The following is a 19,059-nucleotide window of genomic DNA, read 5'->3' as shown; positions in this document are numbered from 1 at the left end:
TCAGTGACGTCGCCCACGGCGCCGGTCGTGATCACTCGATGATCGCAACGATCACCCTCCGGCCACCCGGACGGCGGTGTGGTGCCGCGAACGGGTCCACGGATGGTGGTCGTCCGGACACGACGACGGCCCGCCCTCCCGGCAGCGGGGGGACGGGCCGTCGTCGGTGGGGCTACTTGCCGGCGAAGGCGTCGATCGCCGCGTTGAACGTGGCGCTCGGCCGCATGATCGCGTCGGTCTTCGCGCGGTCGACGTAGTAGTAGCCGCCCAGGTCGACCGGGTCTCCCTGGACCGCGTTCAGCTCGCCGACGATCGTGTCCTCGGCGGCGGCGAGCTTCTCGGCGAGCGGGGCGAAGATCGCGGCCAGCTCGGTGTCCTCGGTCTGCGCGGCGAGGGCCTGCGCCCAGTACAGCGCGATGTAGAAGTGGCTGCCGCGGTTGTCGAGCTCCCCGACCTTGCGCGACGGCGACTTCCCGTTCTCCAGCAGCCTGCCGGTGGCCTCGTCGAGGGTCTGGCCGAGCAGCTTCGCCCGCAGCGGCTCCTCGGTCTTCGACGCCAGCATCTCCAGCGAGACGGCCAGCGCGAGGAACTCGCCGAGGGAGTCCCACCGCAGGTGGTTCTCCTTCTGCAGCTGCTGCACGTGCTTCGGCGCGGACCCGCCGGCGCCGGTCTCGAACAGGCCGCCGCCGTTCATCAGCGGGACGATCGACAGCATCTTCGCCGAGGTGCCCAGCTCCATGATCGGGAACAGGTCGGTGAGGTAGTCGCGCAGCACGTTGCCGGTGACCGAGATGGTGTCCTTGCCCTTGCGGGTCCGCTCCAGGGTGTAGCGGGTGGCCTCGGCGATCGGGAGGATCTCGATGGTCAGGCCGTCGGTGTCGTGCTCGCCCAGGTACTTCTCGACCTTCGCGATCAGCTGCGCGTCGTGGGCGCGCGCGGAGTCCAGCCAGAAGACGGCGGGGGAGCCGGTGGCCCGGGCCCGTTCGACGGCCAGCCCGACCCAGTTGCGGATCGGGGCGTCCTTGGTCTGGCAGCCGCGCCAGATGTCACCCTCGCCGACCTCGTGCGAGAGCTTCTCCTCGCCCGTGGCCGCGTCGACGACGCGCACGGTGCCGGCGTAGGCGATCTCGAAGGTCTTGTCGTGGCTGCCGTACTCCTCGGCCTTCTGCGCCATCAGGCCGACGTTCGGGACGGTGCCCATCGTCGTCGGGTCGAAGGCGCCGTTGGCCTGGCAGTGCTTGACGGTCTCGTCGTAGAGCGGGGCGTAGGACGAGTCCGGGATGACGAACTTGGTGTCCTGCAGCGCGTCGTCGGCGTTCCACATCTTCCCGGAGGAGCGGATCGCGGCCGGCATCGAGGCGTCGATGATGACGTCGCTGGGGACGTGCAGGTTGGTGATGCCGCGCGAGGAGTCGACCTGGGCCAGGGCCGGGCCGGTCTCGTAGGCGGTGGTGATGGCCTTCTCGATCGCCTCTCGCTTGTCGGCGGGCAGCTTCTCCAGCGCGGTCAGGATCGAGGCGAGACCGTCGTCGGGGTCGGCACCGACGGCGGCGAGGTCGTCGCCGTAGGAGTCGAAGACGTCGGCGAAGTAGGCGCGGACGGCGTGCCCGAAGATGATCGGGTCGGAGACCTTCATCATCGTGGCCTTGAGGTGCACCGAGAACAGCACGCCCTTGGCCTTGGCGTCGGCGACCTGCTCGGCGAGGAAGGCCTGCAGCGCCTCGCGACGCATGACGGCGCCGTCGAACACCTCGCCGTCCAGCAGCGCGATCTTCTCCTTCAGCACCGTGACGGTGCCGTCGGCGGCGACGTGCTCGATGCGGACCGCGCCGTCACCGGCGGCGGTGAACGAGGTCTCGGAGTGGCGGAAGTCGCCCTCGTCCATGGTGGCGACGTGGCTGGTGGAGTCGGGGCTCCACGCGCCCATCGAGTGCGGGTGCTTGCGGGCGAAGTTCTTCACCGACAGCGGGGCGCGGCGGTCGGAGTTGCCCTCGCGCAGCACTGGGTTGACCGCGGAGCCCTTGACCGAGTCGTAGGCGGCGCGGGCGGCCTTCTCCTGCTCGGTCTGCGGGTTCTCCGGGTAGTCCGGTACGTCGTAGCCGGCACCCTGCAGCTCGGTGATGGCCGCCTTGAGCTGCGGGATCGACGCCGAGATGTTCGGCAGCTTGATGATGTTGGCGTCCGGGGTCTTCGCCAGCTCGCCCAGCTCGGCCAGCGAGTCCGGGACGCGCTGGGCCTCGGTCAGCCGGTCCGGGAACTTCGCCAGGATCCGGGCGGCGAGGGAGATGTCGCGGGTCTCCACGTCGACCCCGGCCTGTCCGGCGAAGGCCTCGATGACCGGCAGGAAGGAGTGGGTCGCCAGCGCCGGCGCCTCGTCGGTGTACGTGTAGGTGAGCTTCATCGCGTCCTCAGGCCTGCCTCGGCTCGTCGTGTGTGCTGCCGTGTCCAGCGAGCGGGCCGCGACGGCGCCGGCGGACGGGCCCGGGACGACCGGGCGGGTCCCCGGCGCGGCGACCCGCTGACTGGGCCACACGCTATCTGTTCACCGGCTCCGCACGCCCGTAGGAGTAACCGGTCCGACACCCCCGTGATGGTCGAGCCCGCGGCCGCGGACCGGCTACCGTGGTCGGCGGCAGCGTCCGACGGGAGGGGAACCACGGTGGCGAAGGTCTTCGGGCTCACCCGGAAGTCCCTCCTGAGGGGCTGGCCGCTGGTGGGGCTCATCGGTGTCGGCCTGACGGCCGTCGCGCTTGCCTACGGCGGTGTCACGGGCGATCTGGAGACGACCGGCTGCCGTGTCGTCGTGCAGGGCGAGCAGGTCACGGTGCGCGCGGCCCCCGGCAACTCGGCGGCGCCGGTCCGCACGCTGCCGGTCGGCACCGAGGTCGCGGCCGAGACGATCGTCGACGGCGGCTTCCGCAAGCTCACCGAGCAGAACCAGTGGGTCCCGGTGGACTCCGTCGCCGCGACCCCGGGCAGCCGGTGCTGAACCCGTCGCGCAGCGTGATCATGGGTGCGGCACAGTAGACGGCGTGAACGCCCTCGCCACGGTCAACGTCAACGGGGTCCGTGCCGCCACCACCAAGGGGCTGCTGGAGTGGCTGGCCGCGACCGACGCGCGGGCGGTCTGCCTGCAGGAGGTCCGGGCCCTGCCCGACGAGCTGCCGGCCGCCTTCCTGGCCGCGCTCGACGCGGGCGGCTGGCATCTGCGGCTGGCGCCCTCGCTGACGGCGAAGGGGCGCAACGGCGTCGCCGTGCTGAGTCGTGAGGAGCCGGAGGCCGTACGGGTCGGTCTCCCGAGCGGAGCCCGCGGAGCGAGCAACAGCACCGACCCCGCGACCGACCTCGACGGCCGCTATCTCGAGGTGGACCTGCCGGGCGGGCTCACCGTGGCCTCGCTGTACCTGCCCAAGGGGGAGGCGGGCACGCCGAAACAGGACGCCAAGGACGCGTTCTGTGCCGCGTTCGGCGACCACCTGCGCACCGCGTTCGACCGGTGCGCCGCCACCGGCCGGGAGATGGTCGTCGGCGGGGACTGGAACATCGCGCCCACCGAGCTGGACCTGCGCAACTGGCGCGGGAACCGGCGCAACTCCGGTTTCCTGCCGCACGAGCGGGAGTGGTTCGCGAAGCTGCTCGAACACGGCTGGCGCGACGTGGTGCGCGAACGGCACCCGGGCGTCGACGGGCCGTACTCGTGGTGGAGCTACCGCGGGCGGGCCTTCGACAACGACACCGGGTGGCGGATCGACCACCTGCTCACCACGCCCGGGCTCGCCGACGCGGCGTACGAGGCCGTCGTGGACCGGGCACCCGCGCACGACCGGCGCTTCTCCGACCACGCCCCCGTCGTCGTCCGGCTGGGGGCCGTGTGATCGCCGGACGGATGGTCGGCGGCCGCTACCTGCTGCTCGACGAGCTGGGCCGGCGCGGCTTCGGGCCGACCCACCGCGCCGAGGACCGCATCACCGGCCGCACCGTCGCCGTCACCGAGATCGCGCTGCCCCCGGTCGCGGGGGTCCGGGAACGGCTGCTGACCGAGGTCCGGGCGGCCGGACGGCTGCGGCACCCGTCGGTCGTCGGGGTGCTGGACCTGGTCACCGACCGGTCCTCGGCCGGGGACATGCGCGAGTACCTGGTCACCGAGCACCCGGACGCACGGCCGCTGGGCGCGGTCGTCGAGGCGGAGCCGCCGTCGCCCCGGCAGGTCGCGTTCGTCGGACGGGACGTGCTGGCCGCGCTGCGGGCGGTGCACGCCGACGGCGGCACCCACGGCGGGCTCGACGCCGACGCGGTGCTGATCACCGCGGAGGGCCGCGCCCTGCTCACCGACGTCGGTCTCGCCCGCGCGGTCGGCCCGCGCCCCGGCGGGACCGGTGCGCCCGCCGCTCCCGAGGGCACCGACACCCCGGCCGCGGACCTGTGGTGTCTCGGCGTCGTCCTGCGCGAGGCGGTGGGCCCGCGCCCGCCGGCGGGCAGCGCGCTCGCGACGGTCCTGGACGGCCTCACCGCCGACGACCCGGCCGACCGCCCGACCCACGACCGGGCCGCCGAGCTGTTCGAACGCGGTGCCCGGCCCCGGTCCCAGGGCGGGGACCTCGGCCGCAACCGCTGGATCCTGCTGGGCGTGGCCGGGGTGCTGGCCGTGGTCGTCGTCGTGTTGCTGGTCCTCGCCGTCCTCTGAGATTCCTCCGAGGAACCCGGCAGCGGCCGCGGCGCGGTGCGGGCAGGATGTCCCGGGTGAGCCCGAGCGTCGAACACCCCGCCGACCACCCCCGCGTCGCCGCCGTGAAGGAGGCGTTGCGCCGGGCCGGTGCCGATCCCGCGTCGATCGCGGGCCTGGTGCTGCTGCCCGACGCGGTGACCACCGCCGCCGCGGCGGCCGCCGCACTGGAGGTCGAGGTCGGCCAGATCGCGAACTCGCTGGTCTTCGACGCCGACGGCGCCCCGCTGCTCGTCCTCACCTCCGGCGCGCACCGGGTGGACACCGACCGGGTCGCGGCCCTGGTCGGCGCGCAGCGGGTCGGACGGGCGTCGAAGGAGTTCGTGCGCGAGGCCACCGGGCAGGTCATCGGCGGGGTCGCCCCCGTCGGGCACCCGGCGCCGGTCCGCACCCTGGTCGACGTCGCGCTGGGCGAGTTCGACCGGGTCTGGGCGGCGGGCGGGGTGGCCCGCTCGGTGTTCCCGACGACGTTCGACGAGCTCGTCGACGTCACCGGCGGCACGCCCGCTGAGGTCGCCTGAGCCGTATTCCCGTACCGGGCGTGATCCATCGCCGGGAAACGGACGGTCGCTGCGGTGATCCGCGAAACCTAGTGTGGGTGGCATGGCCGATACTCCTGCCGCCCCTGTCCCGGCCGAGGCCGTCCCGCCGGTACCCCTCCCGACCCCCGCGCCCGCCGAGCCGGTCCCCTCGGACTCCGCGTTCCGCCGGGCCCTGCGCCGGGTCCGCGACGGGTCGACCCTCGACGTCACCGAGGCCGCGGTGCTGCTCGCCGCCCGCGGCGAGCACCTGGAGGAGCTGCTCGGCCACGCCGGCCGGGTCCGCGACGCCGGACTCGTCGAGGAGGGCCGCCCCGGCGTCGTCACCTACTCCCGCAACGTCTTCATCCCGCTGACCCGGCTCTGTCGCGACCGCTGCCACTACTGCACGTTCGCGACCGTCCCGCACAAGCTCGAGGACATGTACCTGGAGCGCGACGAGGTCGTCGAGATCGCCCGTCAGGGCGCCGCGCAGGGCTGCAAGGAGGCCCTGTTCACCCTCGGCGACCGCCCCGAGGACCGCTGGCCGCAGGCTCGTGAGTGGCTCGAGGCGCGGGGCTACGACTCGACGCTGGACTACGTCCGGGCGTGCGCGATCGCTGTCCTGGAGGAGACCGGGCTGCTGCCGCACCTCAACCCGGGCGTCATGAGCTGGGAGGAGCTGACCCGGCTCAAGCCGGTCGCGGCCAGCATGGGGATGATGCTGGAGACGACCTCGCAGCGGCTGTTCGAGAAGGGCGGCCCGCACTTCGGCAGCCCCGACAAGGAGCCCGCGGTCCGGCTGCGCGCCCTCACCGACGCCGGCCGTGTCGGCGTTCCGTTCACCACCGGCATCCTGATCGGCATCGGGGAGAACCGCACCGAGCGGGCCGAGTCGCTGTTCGCGATCCGCTCCGCGGCCCGCGCGCACGGGCACGTGCAGGAGGTGATCGTCCAGAACTTCCGGGCGAAGCCGGACACCGCGATGGCGAACGACCCCGACGCCGACCTGCACGATCTCGCCGCGACGATCGCCGTCGCCCGGCTGGTGCTCGGCCCGAAGGTGCGGCTGCAGGCGCCGCCGAACCTCGTCGGCGACGAGCAGGCGCTGATGCTGCGCGCCGGGATCGGCGACTGGGGCGGTGTCTCCCCGGTGACGGTGGACCACGTGTCCCCGGAGATGCCGTGGCCGGCCGTCGACGAGCTGGCCGCGATCACCGCGGCCGAGGGCTTCACGCTGCGGGAGCGGCTCACCGCCTACCCGAAGTACGTGCGGGCCGGGTCGCCGTGGATCGACGCGCGGCTGCACGGCCACGTCGCCGCGCTGTCCGGACCGGACGGGCTCGCCCGGCCCGACGCCGTCGTGGAGGGGCGGGCGTGGCAGGAGCCCGACGGCGGGTTCGCCTCGACCGGGCGCACCGACCTGAACTCCACGATCGACACGACCGGGCGCACCGAGGACCGACGCAGCGACTTCGGTGACGTCTACGGTGACTGGAACGAGGTGGCCGCCGAGCTGGAGCACCAGCGCGCCGGGCACGGGGCGGCGCCGGAGCGGCTCGACTCCGACGTCCGGGCCGGGCTGGACCTGGCCGCGTCCGACCCGGCTGCGCTGCTCGACCCGGCGCACGCCGACGCGGCGATGGCCGTGCTGACCGCCGACGGGCCCGCGCTGCGCACCCTGCTCGACCTCGCCGACGACGTGCGCCGGCAGGTCAACGGGGACGACGTCACCTACGTGGTCAACCGGAACATCAACTTCTCGAACGTCTGCTACGTCGGCTGCCGGTTCTGCGCCTTCGCCCAGCGCGAGCGCGACGCCGACGCCTTCCGGCTCTCGCTCGACGAGGTCGCCCAGCGCGCCGCCGAGGCCGCCCGCGACGGCGCCACCGAGGTCTGTGTGCAGGGCGGCATCGACCCGCAGCTGCCGGTGTCGTTCTACGCCGACCTGGTCCGCGCGGTCACCGCGGCCGTGCCCGGGATGCACGTGCACGCGTTCTCCCCGATGGAGATCGTCTCCGCCGCCGCCAAGGCCGGAGTGTCGATCCGGGAGTGGCTGACCGAGCTGAAGGCCGCCGGGCTCGGCTCGATCCCGGGCACCGCCGCCGAGATCCTCGACGACGAGGTCCGCTGGGTCCTGACCAAGGGCAAGCTGCCGGCATCGCAGTGGATCGAGGTCGTCTCGACCGCACACGAGCTGGGGATCCCGAGCAGCTCGACGATGATGTACGGCCACGTCGACGAGCCCCGGCACTGGCTCGGGCACCTGCGCACCCTGGCGTCGATCCAGGACCGCACCGGAGGGTTCACCGAGTTCGTGCCGCTGCCGTTCGTGCACCACAACGCCCCGATCTACCTGGCCGGGATCGCCCGGCCGGGTCCGACGGAGCGCGACAACCGGGCGGTGCACGCGTTCGCCCGGCTGGCCCTGCACGGACGGATCGACCACGTCCAGTGCTCCTGGGTGAAGCTCGGCGACGACCTCGCCGCGGACATCCTGGCCGGGGGCGCCGACGACATGGGCGGCACGCTGATGGAGGAGACGATCTCCCGGATGGCCGGCTCGGAGAACGGCTCCGAGCGCTCGGTCGCCGAGCTCACCGCGATCGCCGCGGCCGCCGGTCGCCCGGTCCGGCAGCGGACGACGACCTACCGCGGCGAGCCCCGCGTGCTCACCCCGGCGTCGGGGACCGGGCCGCGGATGCTGCCGCTGACCCCGGCCTGACCCCGGCCTGGGCCTGGTGTGAGCCCGGCCGGTCCCGCGCAGCCCCCGGCCGCGCGGGACCGGCCTGGCCGCCGATCGCCGTACGGTGGCGGTATGGGTGTGCTCGGAGAGATGTTCCCGCGGAAGCGGATGCACGAGGACTCGGACGCCGCGCAGGGCGGGCAGCAGTGGCGGCTGGGCCCGATCGACCTCGACAAGGGCGTTGTGAGGGTCGAGGCCGTGACGGACGAGGCAGCCCCGCAGCCCGAGGAGCAGGAGAACGGGTGACGTGCTGACCGGGACGACGCCCGCGGCTGCCGCGGCCCCCTCACCGCGCTGCCGCAGGACGTCCGTCCCGGCCGGTGGACCGACCCCCCGGCTCCGGCCCACCCCGCCGCCGGTCACACACCCGGGTGTGTGACTTCGATCGGCAGAGTGAGGCAACGGTACGATCTTGCGCAGTCCGGGGTCAAGGGAGGCGAGCGGGTGCGGCCGCAGCAGCTGGGCGCCGTCGGGCGCGGTCTCGGCCTGCTCGCCGACACCTGGACGCTGCTGATCCTCCAGCGTGCGTTCCTCGGGATCAGCCGGTACGCGGGGTGGCGGGAGACCCTCAACATCTCCGACGCGACGTTGTCGGCGCGGCTGCGCGGGCTCGTCGAGGCGGGCCTGCTCGAGACCTGCAGCTACGCCGACGGCGGCCGTGAGCGCCGCGGCTACGTCCTCACCGAGCGCGGCGGTGACATCTGGAAGCTGCTGATCTGCACCTGGGACTGGGAGAAGACCTGGGTCCCGCGCGAGGTCCCGCTCCCCGAGATCGTGCACCGCGACTGCGGGCGCCCCACCCGGGTGCGGGTGTGCTGCGCGACCTGTGGCGACGCGGTCGGCCCGCGGGACACCGAGGCCGAGCGCGAGCCGTGGGCGCAGGGGCTGGACGTGCTGGCCCGCCGGCACCCGCGGCGCACCCGCGGCACGCTGCCCGCCGACCCGCTCTCGTTCCTCCCCGGCGCCATGGAGATCATCGGGGACCGGTGGGGCGCCGCGGTCATCGGCGCCGCACTCACCGGTGTCCGGGCGTTCAGCTGCTTCGCCCACGAGCTGGCGATCTCCCCGGAGGTGCTGTCGGACCGGTTGCGCCGCTTCGTCGGGCTCGGGGTGCTCAGCCGCAGCGGCGACGGCGAGTACCGACTCACCGACAAGGGGCGCGCCTGCTTCCCGATCCACGCCTGCCTGGTCGAGTGGTCGCACCGCTGGTGCGGCGCGGACGGCGCCCCGATCGACTTCACGATCCGCCACCGGGCCTGCGGGCAGCCGCTCCGGGTGCGGCTGGACTGCGAGCAGTGCGGGCGGGCGTTCGCCAGGGACTCGGTGTCCCCGGTGCGCCCGAGATGACCGACGGTAGGGAACGATGGCGGACATGAACGACGCCCACCGTCCCCGGGTGCTGTCCGGGATCCAGCCCACGGCCGACTCGTTCCACCTCGGCAACTACCTGGGTGCGCTGCGGCAGTGGGTGGCCCTGCAGGACGACCACGAGGCGTTCTACTGCGTCGTGGACCTGCACGCGATCACGGTGGAGCACGACCCGGCCGAGCTGGCCCGGCGGACCCGGGTCGCGGCCGCGCAGCTGCTCGGGCTGGGGCTCGACCCGGACCGCTGCACGCTGTTCGTGCAGTCGCACGTCCCGGAGCACGCGCGGCTGTCCTGGATCCTGGAGTGCATCACCGGCTTCGGCGAGGCCGGCCGGATGACCCAGTTCAAGGACAAGTCCGCCAAGCAGGGCACCGACCGGGCGACGGTCGGGCTGTTCACCTACCCCATCCTGCAGGCCGCGGACATCCTGCTCTACCAGGCCGACCGCGTCCCGGTCGGCGAGGACCAGCGCCAGCACCTGGAGCTGACCCGCAACCTCGCGCAGCGGTTCAACCACCGGTTCGGCGAGACGTTCCGGGTGCCCGAGCCCCACATCCCGCAGGCCACGGCGAAGATCTACGACCTGCAGGACCCGACGGCGAAGATGAGCAAGTCGGCGTCGTCGCCCAGCGGGATCGTCGAGCTCCTCGACCCGCCGCGGACCTCGGCCAAGAAGATCCGCTCCGCGGTCACCGACAACGAGCGCGAGATCCGCTTCGACCCGGAGAACAAGCCGGGCATCGCGAACCTGCTCACCATCAACGCGGCGATGACCGACCGGAAGGTCGCCGAGGTCGAGGCCGAGTACGTCGGCCGCGGCTACGGCGACCTGAAGAAGGACCTGGGCGAGATCGTCGCCGCGTTCGCGGAGCCGTTCGCGGAGAAGGTGAACGGCTACCTGGCCGACCCGGCCGAACTCGACCGGGTGCTCGCCCGCGGTGCCACCCGTGCGCGTGAGGTGTCCGGCGCGACACTGGCCGCGGTTCACGAGAGGATCGGGTTCCTCCCGCCCGTCTGAGCCGCGCGCCCGGGGCGGGGAGTACCACCGAACCGGGGGAATGATGGCCGAGAACCGCGCCGCCACGATCGCGCACCGGCTGGAGACCGACGAGGAGGAGACCGACACCTTCCTCGACCGCCAGCGGGAGAAGCATCCGTGGCTGGACCACCTGGTGCGTGCGGGGGAGCGCTACACCGAGAACCACGGCGACCACTACGCCGCGGCGATCACCTACTTCTCGATCCTGGCGCTGGTGCCGCTGCTGATGGTGGGCTTCGCGATCGCCGGTTTCGTGCTGCGGGGGAACCCGGATCTGGTGGCGCAGCTGCGGAACGGCATCACCAGCGCCGCTCCCGGCGACCTCGGCCAGACGCTCGGTCAGGTCGTCGACACCGCGATCAACCGCGCCGGCGCGATCGGTGCGGTCGGTCTGATCGGTGCGCTGTACTCCGGCATCGGCTGGATGAGCAACCTGCGCGAGGCGCTGACCGAGCAGTGGGGTCAGCGCGACGAAGCCCCACCGATGATCAAGCGGCTCGCGTTCGACCTGCTCGCCCTGGTCGGACTCGGGCTCGCCCTGGTGGCGTCCTTCGCGATCGCCTCGGTGACCGGGGCGCTCGGCTCGTCGCTGCTCGGCCTGGTCGGTCTCGGTGACGTTGGCTGGGCCCGGTTCCTGCTCAGCGTCCTGTCGTTCCTGGTCGGCATCGGCGGGAACTGGCTGGTCTTCCTCTGGGTGATCGCGCGGCTCCCGCGCGAGCCCGTCACCCTGCGCAGCGCGGTGAAGGCGGCGCTGCTCGGCGCGATCGGGTTCGCCATCCTGCAGCGCGTCATGGTCGTCTACCTCGCGACGATCGGCGCCTCACCGGCCGGGGCCGCGTTCGGGTCGATCCTCGGTCTGCTCATCTTCATCTTCTTCACCTCCCGGTTCCTGCTGTTCGTGACCGCCTGGGCCGCCAGCGCCGAGGAGAACGACCAGGGTTCCCGGGACCTGCCCGCCCCGGCGATCATCCGGCCGCAGTACGTCGTCCGTGACGGTCCGGGCGCGCTGGCCTCGGCGGGCCTGCTGACCGCGGGCCTGATCGGTGGAGCGCTCGGCCTGCGGGCCCTGGGGCGCCGACGGCGCTGACCGGGTAGGGCGCTGATCAGGTAGGGCGCGCTGACCAGGTAGGGCGCTGACCGGGTGCTGCGCCGACCGGGCGCTGCGCTCACCGGGTGCGGCGCCGGCCCGGGCACGGCGCCGCCTGCGCCACGGCGGCCGTCGTGCGGGGGAGCAGTCGTCCGCGGGGCTGTGGGGACGGGGCCCCACGAACTCGCTTACCCGGTAAGCGACTACGCACCAGGCGCCCACGCGTCCCGCGCCCGGCTCCGGGGTGCCGGGGCGGTCGGGAGTGGGATGTCGGGCGGGGCCCGACGAACGTCCACGCGGTGATCGGCGCGCGGAGAGTCCCGGGGCCCGGGCCGCCGGGGTGGTCCGTGGGTCCGAACGCTCGGCGTCCGGGACCGGGTCAACGACGCCGGCGTAGCCGCGCGGCCACCAGCGCCCCGACGTCGGCGAGCGCGGCGACCCCGCCGACCAGCACCGCGGCCGGAACCGGCGGGGCGCCCGCGGGATCCGAGGCGTCGGTCGTCGCCGCCTCGTCGGTGCGCCCCGTCGCCCCGTCCGCGCCTTCTCCGGACGCCGTCGTCGTGCCGTCGGCGCCGCCTGCGGGGGCCGCGGCGCCCGGGGTCGTGCCCGAGCCGTCGGCGGAACCGGTGGCGCCGGGCTCGACCAGTGTCCCGATCCCGGTGGCCGGGGCGCCGAAGCCCCAGTCCAGCAGGGCCCGGGCCTGGTCGACCATCCGCACCGGCCGTTGCTCGCCGCGCACCACGGCGACGACCAGGCGTCGCCCGTCGCGCTCCATCGCGCCGACGAAGGTGTGCCGGGCGGCGTCGGTGAAGCCGTTCTTCCCGCCGAGGAAGCCGGGGGTGCCGAGCAGCCGGTCGTCGTTGCCGAGCAGGAAGCCGGGCTTGTCGGCGAACCCGGGGAAGGGGATGTTCCGGGTGGTCAGCGCGGCCGCGATCCGCGGCCGTTCCAGTGCGGCGCGCAGCAGCAGGCTCAGGTCGTAGGCCGAGGAGGCCATCCCCGGGCCGTCGAGACCGGCCGGCGTCGCGGGGCGGGTGTCGAGTGCACCCAGGTCGGCGGCCTCCTCGCGCATCGCGGCCAGCGTCGCCGGGACGCCGCCCAGCTCGCGGGCCAGGGCGTTCGCGGCGTCGTTGCCCGAGGACAGCAGCAGCCCGTGCAGCAGCTGGTCGACGGTGTAGCGCCCGCCGGGGCCGATCCCGGCCCGGCTGCCGTCGACGTTCGCGTCTTCGGTGGTGCCTACGACCACCCGGTCCATCGGCAGCCGCTCGTCGACGACCAGCGCGAGCAGCAGCTTGATCGTCGACGCCGGACGTTCCCGCGCGTGCGGGGCGCGGGCGGCGAGCACGGCACCGGAGCCGAGGTCGGCGACCACGTAGGACGCCACCCCCACGGGCGGGGGCGGCACCGGTCCGGTGTGGGCGTCACCGCAGCCGTCGAGCCCGCCGACCGCCGGCGAGGGCACGGGCAGTGGGGCGACCGGCACCGTCTCCTCCCGTGCGGGCGGGCCGGGCGGGGCGTCCTGGCCCGGACATCCTGCTGTCGCGGTGACCGGCGCGGCGCCGGGCACCCCGGTCGGGGTCGCCGCGGTCCCGGAGGCGCCGGCCCCGGCCCGGGAAGCGGCGGCCCCGGAGGCGATGTCGCGGGCCCCGGACGCGCCGGGGAGCGCGGCCCCGGGGACGCCGGCGGCCGCGGTCCCGGGCAGCCCGAGCAGCGTCAGCACCATGAGCAGCGGCACCACCACGAGGAGCGCGAGCGGCGTGGCACGGCATGCACGTCCTGGGGAGGCGGTCACCGGTGCAGCATGGCCCACCGCCGCACGTCGTCGCACCGGACCACCGGGGACCGGCACCGCGCGCCGCGGCCCCCGGACGATGATCGCCAGGAGTGGAGTGCCCTGGCGAGTGCACTGCGTCCCGCGCTCCACTCCTGGCGATCATGCCCGGCCGCCGGTCGTGCTCAGTGCTCAGTGCTCGAGGATCTCCTTGACCCGGTCCAGGCTGCGCTCCAGCCCGTCGCGCATCAGCGTCTCGCGGTCGCGGCCCAGGATCCCGCTGCGCTGCAGCAGCCGTACCGGCAGCGCCGCCTCGCCGACCTTCTCCCGCCAGGCGACGACGGTCGTCGCCCCGTCGCCCGCAGGCTCCAGGATCCAGCCCCAGGCCGTCCGAGACTCGGTCACGACGAAGGTGAACCGGTGCGGCGGCTCGCACTCGGTGACCCGGCAGTGCGTCGACCAGCGGATCCGGCCGTGCCGGTTGCCGCCGGTGAACCGCGCGCCCACCGCGGGCCCGGTCGCGTCGCCCCGCCACCGCCCCCCGGTGGCCTCCGGGCTCCACTTACCCGCCCGGGTGATGTCGGAGACCAGCTCCCACACCCGCTCCGGCGGCGCCTGCACCGTACGTTCCGCGCGATCCATCGATCCTCCTCGACGACAGCCGTCACCTCCCGGTACAAGATCGTCCGGGTGCGCGGACGGTACCGTCCGTCAACCGCTCGACGATTCCGCGTCACGGCCGTGTTTCGAGTTCTGCCGAAACCGTTGTCCAGCAGTTACGGTCCCGTCCGGACACGCGCCGCCGACCGGTGGCGCCGGAGGGGGAGGACACCTCGTGCGGATCAACCAGCGCATCGGAGGCAGGGGCCGGTACGCGACCGCGATCGCGCTCGTGGCCGCGGCGGCACTCACGCTCGCGGGCTGCGCGCGCGACACCGGCGGGGGCGGCGGGGCCCAGGCCGGGGAGTGCGAGCGCGTCGCGCCGCCGTCGGTCCCGGCCGCGTCGGCCCAGCCGGCGCCGGAGGCCCCGAAGGCCGACGCGAGCCGGCTGAAGGTCGGCCTCGCCTACGACATCGGCGGCCGCGGCGACGCCTCGTTCAACGACGCTGCCGCCGCCGGGCTCGACCGCGCCGTCGCCGAGCTGGGGCTGCAGAAGGCCAACACGCGCGAGGCGACCGCCCAGGCGGGTGAGAGCGAGGACGCCGGCACCAACCGCCTGCGTCAGCTCGCCCAGAGCGGGTTCAACCCGATCATCGCGGTCGGCTTCAACTACGCCACCGGCGTGAAGACCGTCGCGACCGAGTTCCCGAACGTCCAGTTCGCCATCGTCGACGACGACACGGTGGAGCTGCCGAACGTCAAGCCGCTGGTCTTCGCCGAGGAGCAGGGCTCGTTCCTGGTCGGTGCCGCGGCGGCGCTGAAGACCTCGACCTGCAAGGTCGGGTTCATCGGCGGCGTCGACAACCCGCTGATCCAGAAGTTCGACGTGGGTTACGCGCAGGGCGCCAAGGCCGTCGCGCCGAGCATCGACGTCGAGTCGGCCTACATCTCCCCGGCGGGCGACTTCACCGGCTTCAACGACGCCACCCGCGCCACCGAGATCGCCTCCGGCCAGTACGACGGCGGTGCCGACATCTCCTTCGCCGCGGCGGGCCAGTCGAACCAGGGTGTCTTCGCCGCGGCGCAGACCGCGCAGAAGAAGGCCATCGGCGTCGACTCCGACCAGTACAACTCGCCGCAGCTGACCCAGGTCCGCGACACGATCATGACGTCGATGATCAAGCGGGTCGACGTGGCGGTCTACGACTACGTCAACGCGGTCGCGGGCAACACCGTCGCCCAGCTCCCGGCGCGGTTCGACCTCGCCAACAACGGTGTCGGCTACTCCACCTCCGGTGGCCAGGTCGACGACATCGACCCGCAGCTCGAGGCGTACAAGGCCGCGATCATCGCCGGACAGATCGACGTCAAGTCCACGAAGTGACCGAGGAGCGCCACGCGGTCGAACTGCGCGGAATCACCAAGCGGTTCCCCGGCGTCGTCGCGAACGACGGCGTGGACCTCACCGTCACCCACGGTGAGGTCCACGCCCTCTGCGGCGAGAACGGGGCCGGCAAGTCGACCCTGATGAAGATCCTCTACGGGATGCAGACGCCCGACGAGGGCACGATCGTCGTCGACGGGACGGACACGCACTTCCGCAGCCCCGCCGACGCCATCGCCGCGGGGATCGGGATGGTCCACCAGCACTTCATGCTGGCCGACAACCTGACGGTCGCCGAGAACGTGCTGCTCGGTGCCGAGCGCCTGCACGGCATCGGGAAGGCGGCCCGCGCGCGGATCGCCGAGCTGTCCGCGACCGTCGGGCTCGCCGCCCGGCAGGACGCGCTCGTCGAGCACCTCGGCGTCGCCGACCGGCAGCGCATCGAGATCCTCAAGGTGCTCTACCGCGGTGCCCGCACGGTGATCCTCGACGAGCCGACCGCGGTGCTGGTCCCGCAGGAGGTCGACGAGCTGTTCGCGACCGTGCGCGCGATGCAGGGCGACGGCTACACGTTCCTGTTCATCTCGCACAAGCTCGACGAGGTCCGCGCGGTCGCCGACAGGATCACCGTGATCCGGCGCGGCCGCACGGTGGGCACCGCGGACCCGCGGACCGTCACCAACCGCGAGCTGGCGGAGATGATGGTCGGCTCGGAGCTGCCCTCGCCGGAGACCCGCGACTCGACCGTGACCGACCGGGAGGTGCTGCGCGTCGAGGGGCTGGGGCTGCCGAGCCCGGACGGCGGCCGTGACCTGCTCGACGGCGTCGACCTCGTCGTGCACGCCGGTGAGGTGCTGGGCATCGCCGGCGTCGAGGGCAACGGCCAGACCGAGCTCGTCGAGACGGTCATGGGCATGCGCAGGCACGCCCGTGGTCGGGTGCTGCTGAACGGCACCGATATCTCGGCGGCGTCGACGATGTCCCGCCGCGAGGCCGGCATCGGCTACGTCCCCGAGGACCGGTCCCGGCACGCCCTGCTCGGCGAGCAGCCGCTGTGGGCGAACCGGATCCTCGGGTTCCAGTCCCGGCCGCCGATCGCCCGGCGCGGGCTGCTGGACACCGCCGCCGCGCGCACCGACACCGAGCGGATCGTGCGCGACTTCGACGTCCGCACCCCCGGCATCGACGTCATGGCCGCCGCGCTGTCCGGCGGCAACCAGCAGAAGCTCGTCGTCGGACGGGAGCTGTCCGGTGACCCGGTGCTGCTCATCGCGGCCCACCCGACCCGTGGCGTCGACGTGGGTGCGCAGGCCGGGATCTGGGCCGAGCTGCGTCGGGCCAGGGCCGCCGGGCTCGCGGTGCTGCTGGTCTCGGCCGACCTGGACGAGCTGATCGGCCTGTCCGACACCCTTGCCGTCATCTCCGGCGGGCGGCTGGTCGGCACCGCCGATCCCGCGACCGTGACCCCCGAGGAGCTGGGTACCAAGATGACCGGAGCAGCCACGTGAGCCGGCTGCGGGGCGCCGTCGTCGCGCCCGTACTGGCGATCGCGGTCGCCGCCCTGCTGTGCGGGGTCGCGCTGGTGATCAGCGGGGCGTCGCCGTGGACGGCGGTCACCACCATCCTCGCGCAGGTCGGGTCGGGCACGGTCGTCGTGGACACCGTGAACTCCGCCGCCGTCTACTACCTCGCCGCGCTGGCCGTCGCGATCGGCTTCCAGATGCGGCTGTTCAACATCGGTGTGGAGGGCCAGTTCCGGGTCGCCGCCTGCGTCGCCGCGATCGTCGGCGGGACGGTGGCTCTCCCGCCGGTCCTGCACACCGTGCTGATCATGGTGGTGGCGCTGCTGACCGGTGCGGCCTGGGTCGCGATCCCGGCGCTGCTCAAGGCCTATCGCGGGGTCTCCGAGGTCATCTCGACGATCATGCTGAACGCGATCGCCACCGGGCTGATCGCCTACCTGATCCGCGCCGAGACCTTCGGCGAGCTGCGCGGCAACAACATCACCACCCCGCCGATCCCGGAGTCGGGCTGGTTCCCCGGCATCGGGGTCGGCAACGGCGAGATCTTCGGGATGGTGTTCGTCGCCGCCGCGCTGGGTGTCGGCTACTGGTTCCTGCTCGGGCGCACCCGGTTCGGCTTCGAGCTGCGTGCCTCGGGCGAGTCGGCGACGGCCGCCGCGACCGGCGGGGTGAACGCGCGCCGCACGATCGTCGTCGCGCTGCTGCTCTCCGGCGCCGTCGCCGGGCTGGTCGGGCTGCCCGAGCTGCTCGGACGCGACCACGCCTACACGCTGTCCTCGCCGCAGGGCTACGGCTTCACCGGCATCGCGATCGCGCTGCTGGGACGCAACCACCCCGTCGGCATCGCGCTGGGCGCGCTGCTGTGGGCGTTCCTGGACAAGTCCGCGGTGGCGCTCGACGTCGTCGGCATCCCGCGGGAGATCGTGCTGATCATGCAGGGCCTGATCGTGCTGTCGGTGGTCGTCGCCTACGAGATCGTCCGCCGGGTCGAGCGGCGGGCCGAGCAACGGCGGGTCGCCGCCGCGGCTCCCGCACCGCAACCCGCGGAGGTGTCGTCGTGACCGCGGTCGGAGAACGTGCGCGGACCCTGCCCGGCTGGGCCCGGTCGGCGCTGATCGCGGCCGCGCTCGTCGCGGTCCTGGCGATCACGGTAACGCTGACCGGCCAGACCCAGCTGACCTCCGGCGGCACCGCGTCCGCCGCGGTCCGGCTCGGGCTGCCGATCCTACTCGCCGGCCTGGGCGGCCTCTGGGCCGAACGCGCCGGGATCATCAACATCGGCCTCGAGGGCATGATGGTGCTCGGCACCTGGGGCGCGGCCTGGGCCGGCTACCAGTGGGGCCCGTGGGCGGCGATGCTCGGCGGGGTGGTGTTCGGCGCGCTCGGCGGGCTGCTGCACGCCGTCGCGACGGTGACGTTCAACGTCAACCACATCGTCTCCGGCGTCGCGATCACGCTGCTCGGGACGGGCCTGACGAAGTACCTGGCGACGCTGGTGTTCACGCCGGTCTCGCAGAACCCGCGCCAGTCCCCGCGGCTGCAGGGGTTCACCGAGTTCTCGATCCCCGGGGTCTCCGACGGCCTCGCGGCACTGCAGGCCCAGCAACGGGTGTTCGTCTCCGACCTCGCCGGGCTGCTGTCCGGGCTGGTCACCGGCCTGACGCCGATCCTGATCATCGGGGTCGCGCTGGTCCCGGTGAGCTACCTCGTGCTGTGGCGGACGGCGTTCGGGCTGCGGCTGCGCAGTGCGGGCGAGTCGCCGGTGGCCGCGGAGTCGCTCGGTGTGAACGTCGTGCTGCACAAGTACATCGCCGTCACGATCTCCGGCGCGCTCGCCGGGCTCGGTGGTGCGGCGCTGGTGCTCAACCCCGGCCAGCTCGGCTACCTGGAGAACCAGGTCGGCGGCCGTGGGTACATCGGCCTCGCCGCGATGATCTTCGGTAACTGGCGGCCTGCCGGGCTGCTCGTCGGCTCGGCGCTGTTCGGCTACGTCGACGGCCTGCAGCTGCGTGCCGGGGGCGAGGCGGTGCACGCGCTGCTCTACGGCGCGACGCTGGTCGCGGTCGTCGTCGCGGTGCTGTGGGCGATCCGCCGGATGTGGACCGCCGCCGCCGTCGCGCTCGTCGCGGGGCTGCTGGTGTACGCGATCTACTGGTCGGTCGACACCGTGCCGAGCGAGTTCGCCTCCTACGCCCCGCAGCTGGTGACGCTGATCGTGCTCGCGGCGGCCTCGCAACGACTACGACCACCGGCCCGGCTCGGCGAGCCGTACCGGCGCGGGGAAGGACGCTAGATGGCAGGTG

15 protein-coding genes and 1 pseudogene are annotated in these 19,059 nt (G+C 73.5%); 13 read left to right on the top strand and 3 right to left on the bottom strand.

Annotation, left to right across the window (positions count from 1 at the left end; translation table 11 throughout):
* Nucleotides 1-172: 172 nt before the first annotated feature.
* Nucleotides 173-2,401 (bottom strand): NADP-dependent isocitrate dehydrogenase, encoded by a 2,229-nt coding sequence (locus FVA95_RS15650; protein ID WP_149664891.1) that lies wholly within the window; start codon nucleotides 2,399-2,401, stop codon nucleotides 173-175.
* A gap of 258 nt (nucleotides 2,402-2,659) precedes the next feature.
* Between FVA95_RS15650 and FVA95_RS15645 the strand changes: the two genes are divergently transcribed.
* The 9 genes from FVA95_RS15645 (at nucleotide 2,660) to yhjD (ending at nucleotide 11,481) form a co-directional block, all read left to right on the top strand.
* Nucleotides 2,660-2,989, top strand: coding sequence for a hypothetical protein (locus tag FVA95_RS15645; RefSeq protein ID WP_139318925.1), 330 nt, complete (start codon nucleotides 2,660-2,662; stop codon nucleotides 2,987-2,989).
* Nucleotides 2,990-3,032: 43 nt separating this feature from the next.
* Nucleotides 3,033-3,875, top strand: a complete 843-nt coding sequence (locus FVA95_RS15640) for an exodeoxyribonuclease III (protein ID WP_149664890.1) — start codon at nucleotides 3,033-3,035, stop codon at nucleotides 3,873-3,875.
* Nucleotides 3,872-4,684 (top strand): protein kinase, encoded by an 813-nt coding sequence (locus tag FVA95_RS15635; protein ID WP_149664889.1) that lies wholly within the window; start codon nucleotides 3,872-3,874, stop codon nucleotides 4,682-4,684. Before FVA95_RS15640 ends, FVA95_RS15635 begins: the two co-directional genes overlap by 4 nt.
* 47 nt (nucleotides 4,685-4,731) lie before the next feature.
* Nucleotides 4,732-5,244, top strand: a complete 513-nt coding sequence (locus FVA95_RS15630; protein WP_149664888.1) for a YbaK/EbsC family protein — start codon at nucleotides 4,732-4,734, stop codon at nucleotides 5,242-5,244.
* Between the two features lie 82 nt (nucleotides 5,245-5,326).
* Nucleotides 5,327-7,966, top strand: a complete 2,640-nt coding sequence (locus FVA95_RS15625; RefSeq protein ID WP_149664887.1) for a bifunctional FO biosynthesis protein CofGH — start codon at nucleotides 5,327-5,329, stop codon at nucleotides 7,964-7,966.
* A gap of 93 nt (nucleotides 7,967-8,059) precedes the next feature.
* On the top strand, nucleotides 8,060-8,233 hold the full coding sequence (locus tag FVA95_RS30860) for a hypothetical protein (RefSeq protein ID WP_161992322.1): 174 nt from the start codon (nucleotides 8,060-8,062) through the stop codon (nucleotides 8,231-8,233).
* A gap of 198 nt (nucleotides 8,234-8,431) precedes the next feature.
* Nucleotides 8,432-9,334 (top strand): helix-turn-helix domain-containing protein, encoded by a 903-nt coding sequence (locus tag FVA95_RS15620; protein WP_149664886.1) that lies wholly within the window; start codon nucleotides 8,432-8,434, stop codon nucleotides 9,332-9,334.
* A 25-nt stretch (nucleotides 9,335-9,359) separates the two neighbouring features.
* Nucleotides 9,360-10,373, top strand: a complete 1,014-nt coding sequence (gene trpS, locus FVA95_RS15615; RefSeq protein ID WP_075310254.1) for a tryptophan--tRNA ligase — start codon at nucleotides 9,360-9,362, stop codon at nucleotides 10,371-10,373.
* Between the two features lie 43 nt (nucleotides 10,374-10,416).
* On the top strand, nucleotides 10,417-11,481 hold the full coding sequence (yhjD, locus tag FVA95_RS15610) for an inner membrane protein YhjD (RefSeq protein ID WP_149664885.1): 1,065 nt from the start codon (nucleotides 10,417-10,419) through the stop codon (nucleotides 11,479-11,481).
* 379 nt (nucleotides 11,482-11,860) lie between these two features.
* Here the strand turns inward: yhjD and FVA95_RS15605 are convergent, their stop codons facing one another.
* Both FVA95_RS15605 and FVA95_RS15600 read right to left on the bottom strand, forming a co-directional pair.
* Entirely contained in the window at nucleotides 11,861-13,270 is a 1,410-nt protein-coding gene (locus FVA95_RS15605) for a D-alanyl-D-alanine carboxypeptidase family protein (protein ID WP_240051528.1), read from the bottom strand.
* A gap of 171 nt (nucleotides 13,271-13,441) precedes the next feature.
* On the bottom strand, nucleotides 13,442-13,891 hold the full coding sequence (locus FVA95_RS15600) for an SRPBCC family protein (RefSeq protein WP_149664884.1): 450 nt from the start codon (nucleotides 13,889-13,891) through the stop codon (nucleotides 13,442-13,444).
* Between the two features lie 193 nt (nucleotides 13,892-14,084).
* On the opposite strand from FVA95_RS15600, the gene FVA95_RS15595 reads away from it, so the two are divergent.
* The 4 genes and pseudogenes from FVA95_RS15595 to FVA95_RS15580 all read left to right on the top strand — a co-directional run bounded on the left by FVA95_RS15595 (nucleotide 14,085) and on the right by FVA95_RS15580 (nucleotide 19,049).
* A complete protein-coding gene (locus tag FVA95_RS15595; protein WP_149664883.1) occupies nucleotides 14,085-15,233 on the top strand; it encodes a BMP family protein in 1,149 nt (382 codons plus the stop codon).
* Nucleotides 15,145-16,741 (top strand): annotated as a pseudogene (locus FVA95_RS15590) (ABC transporter ATP-binding protein). Before FVA95_RS15595 ends, FVA95_RS15590 begins: the two are co-directional and overlap by 89 nt.
* Nucleotides 16,738-17,817: an ABC transporter permease gene (locus FVA95_RS15585; RefSeq protein WP_149664882.1), complete on the top strand. Its 1,080-nt coding sequence runs from the start codon at nucleotides 16,738-16,740 to the stop codon at nucleotides 17,815-17,817. The pseudogene FVA95_RS15590 and the gene FVA95_RS15585 overlap by 4 nt, the downstream one beginning before the upstream one ends.
* Nucleotides 17,814-19,049: an ABC transporter permease gene (locus FVA95_RS15580; protein WP_149664881.1), complete on the top strand. Its 1,236-nt coding sequence runs from the start codon at nucleotides 17,814-17,816 to the stop codon at nucleotides 19,047-19,049. The genes FVA95_RS15585 and FVA95_RS15580 overlap by 4 nt, the downstream gene beginning before the upstream one ends.
* Nucleotides 19,050-19,059: the final 10 nt, after the last annotated feature.

Origin of the sequence: Pseudonocardia sp. EV170527-09 (genome assembly GCF_008369905.1) — a bacterium.
Lineage (GTDB): Bacteria > Actinomycetota > Actinomycetes > Mycobacteriales > Pseudonocardiaceae > Pseudonocardia.
The sequence above is the reverse complement of the archived record's forward strand: the minus strand, read 5'-3'. Positions and strand labels throughout refer to the sequence as shown.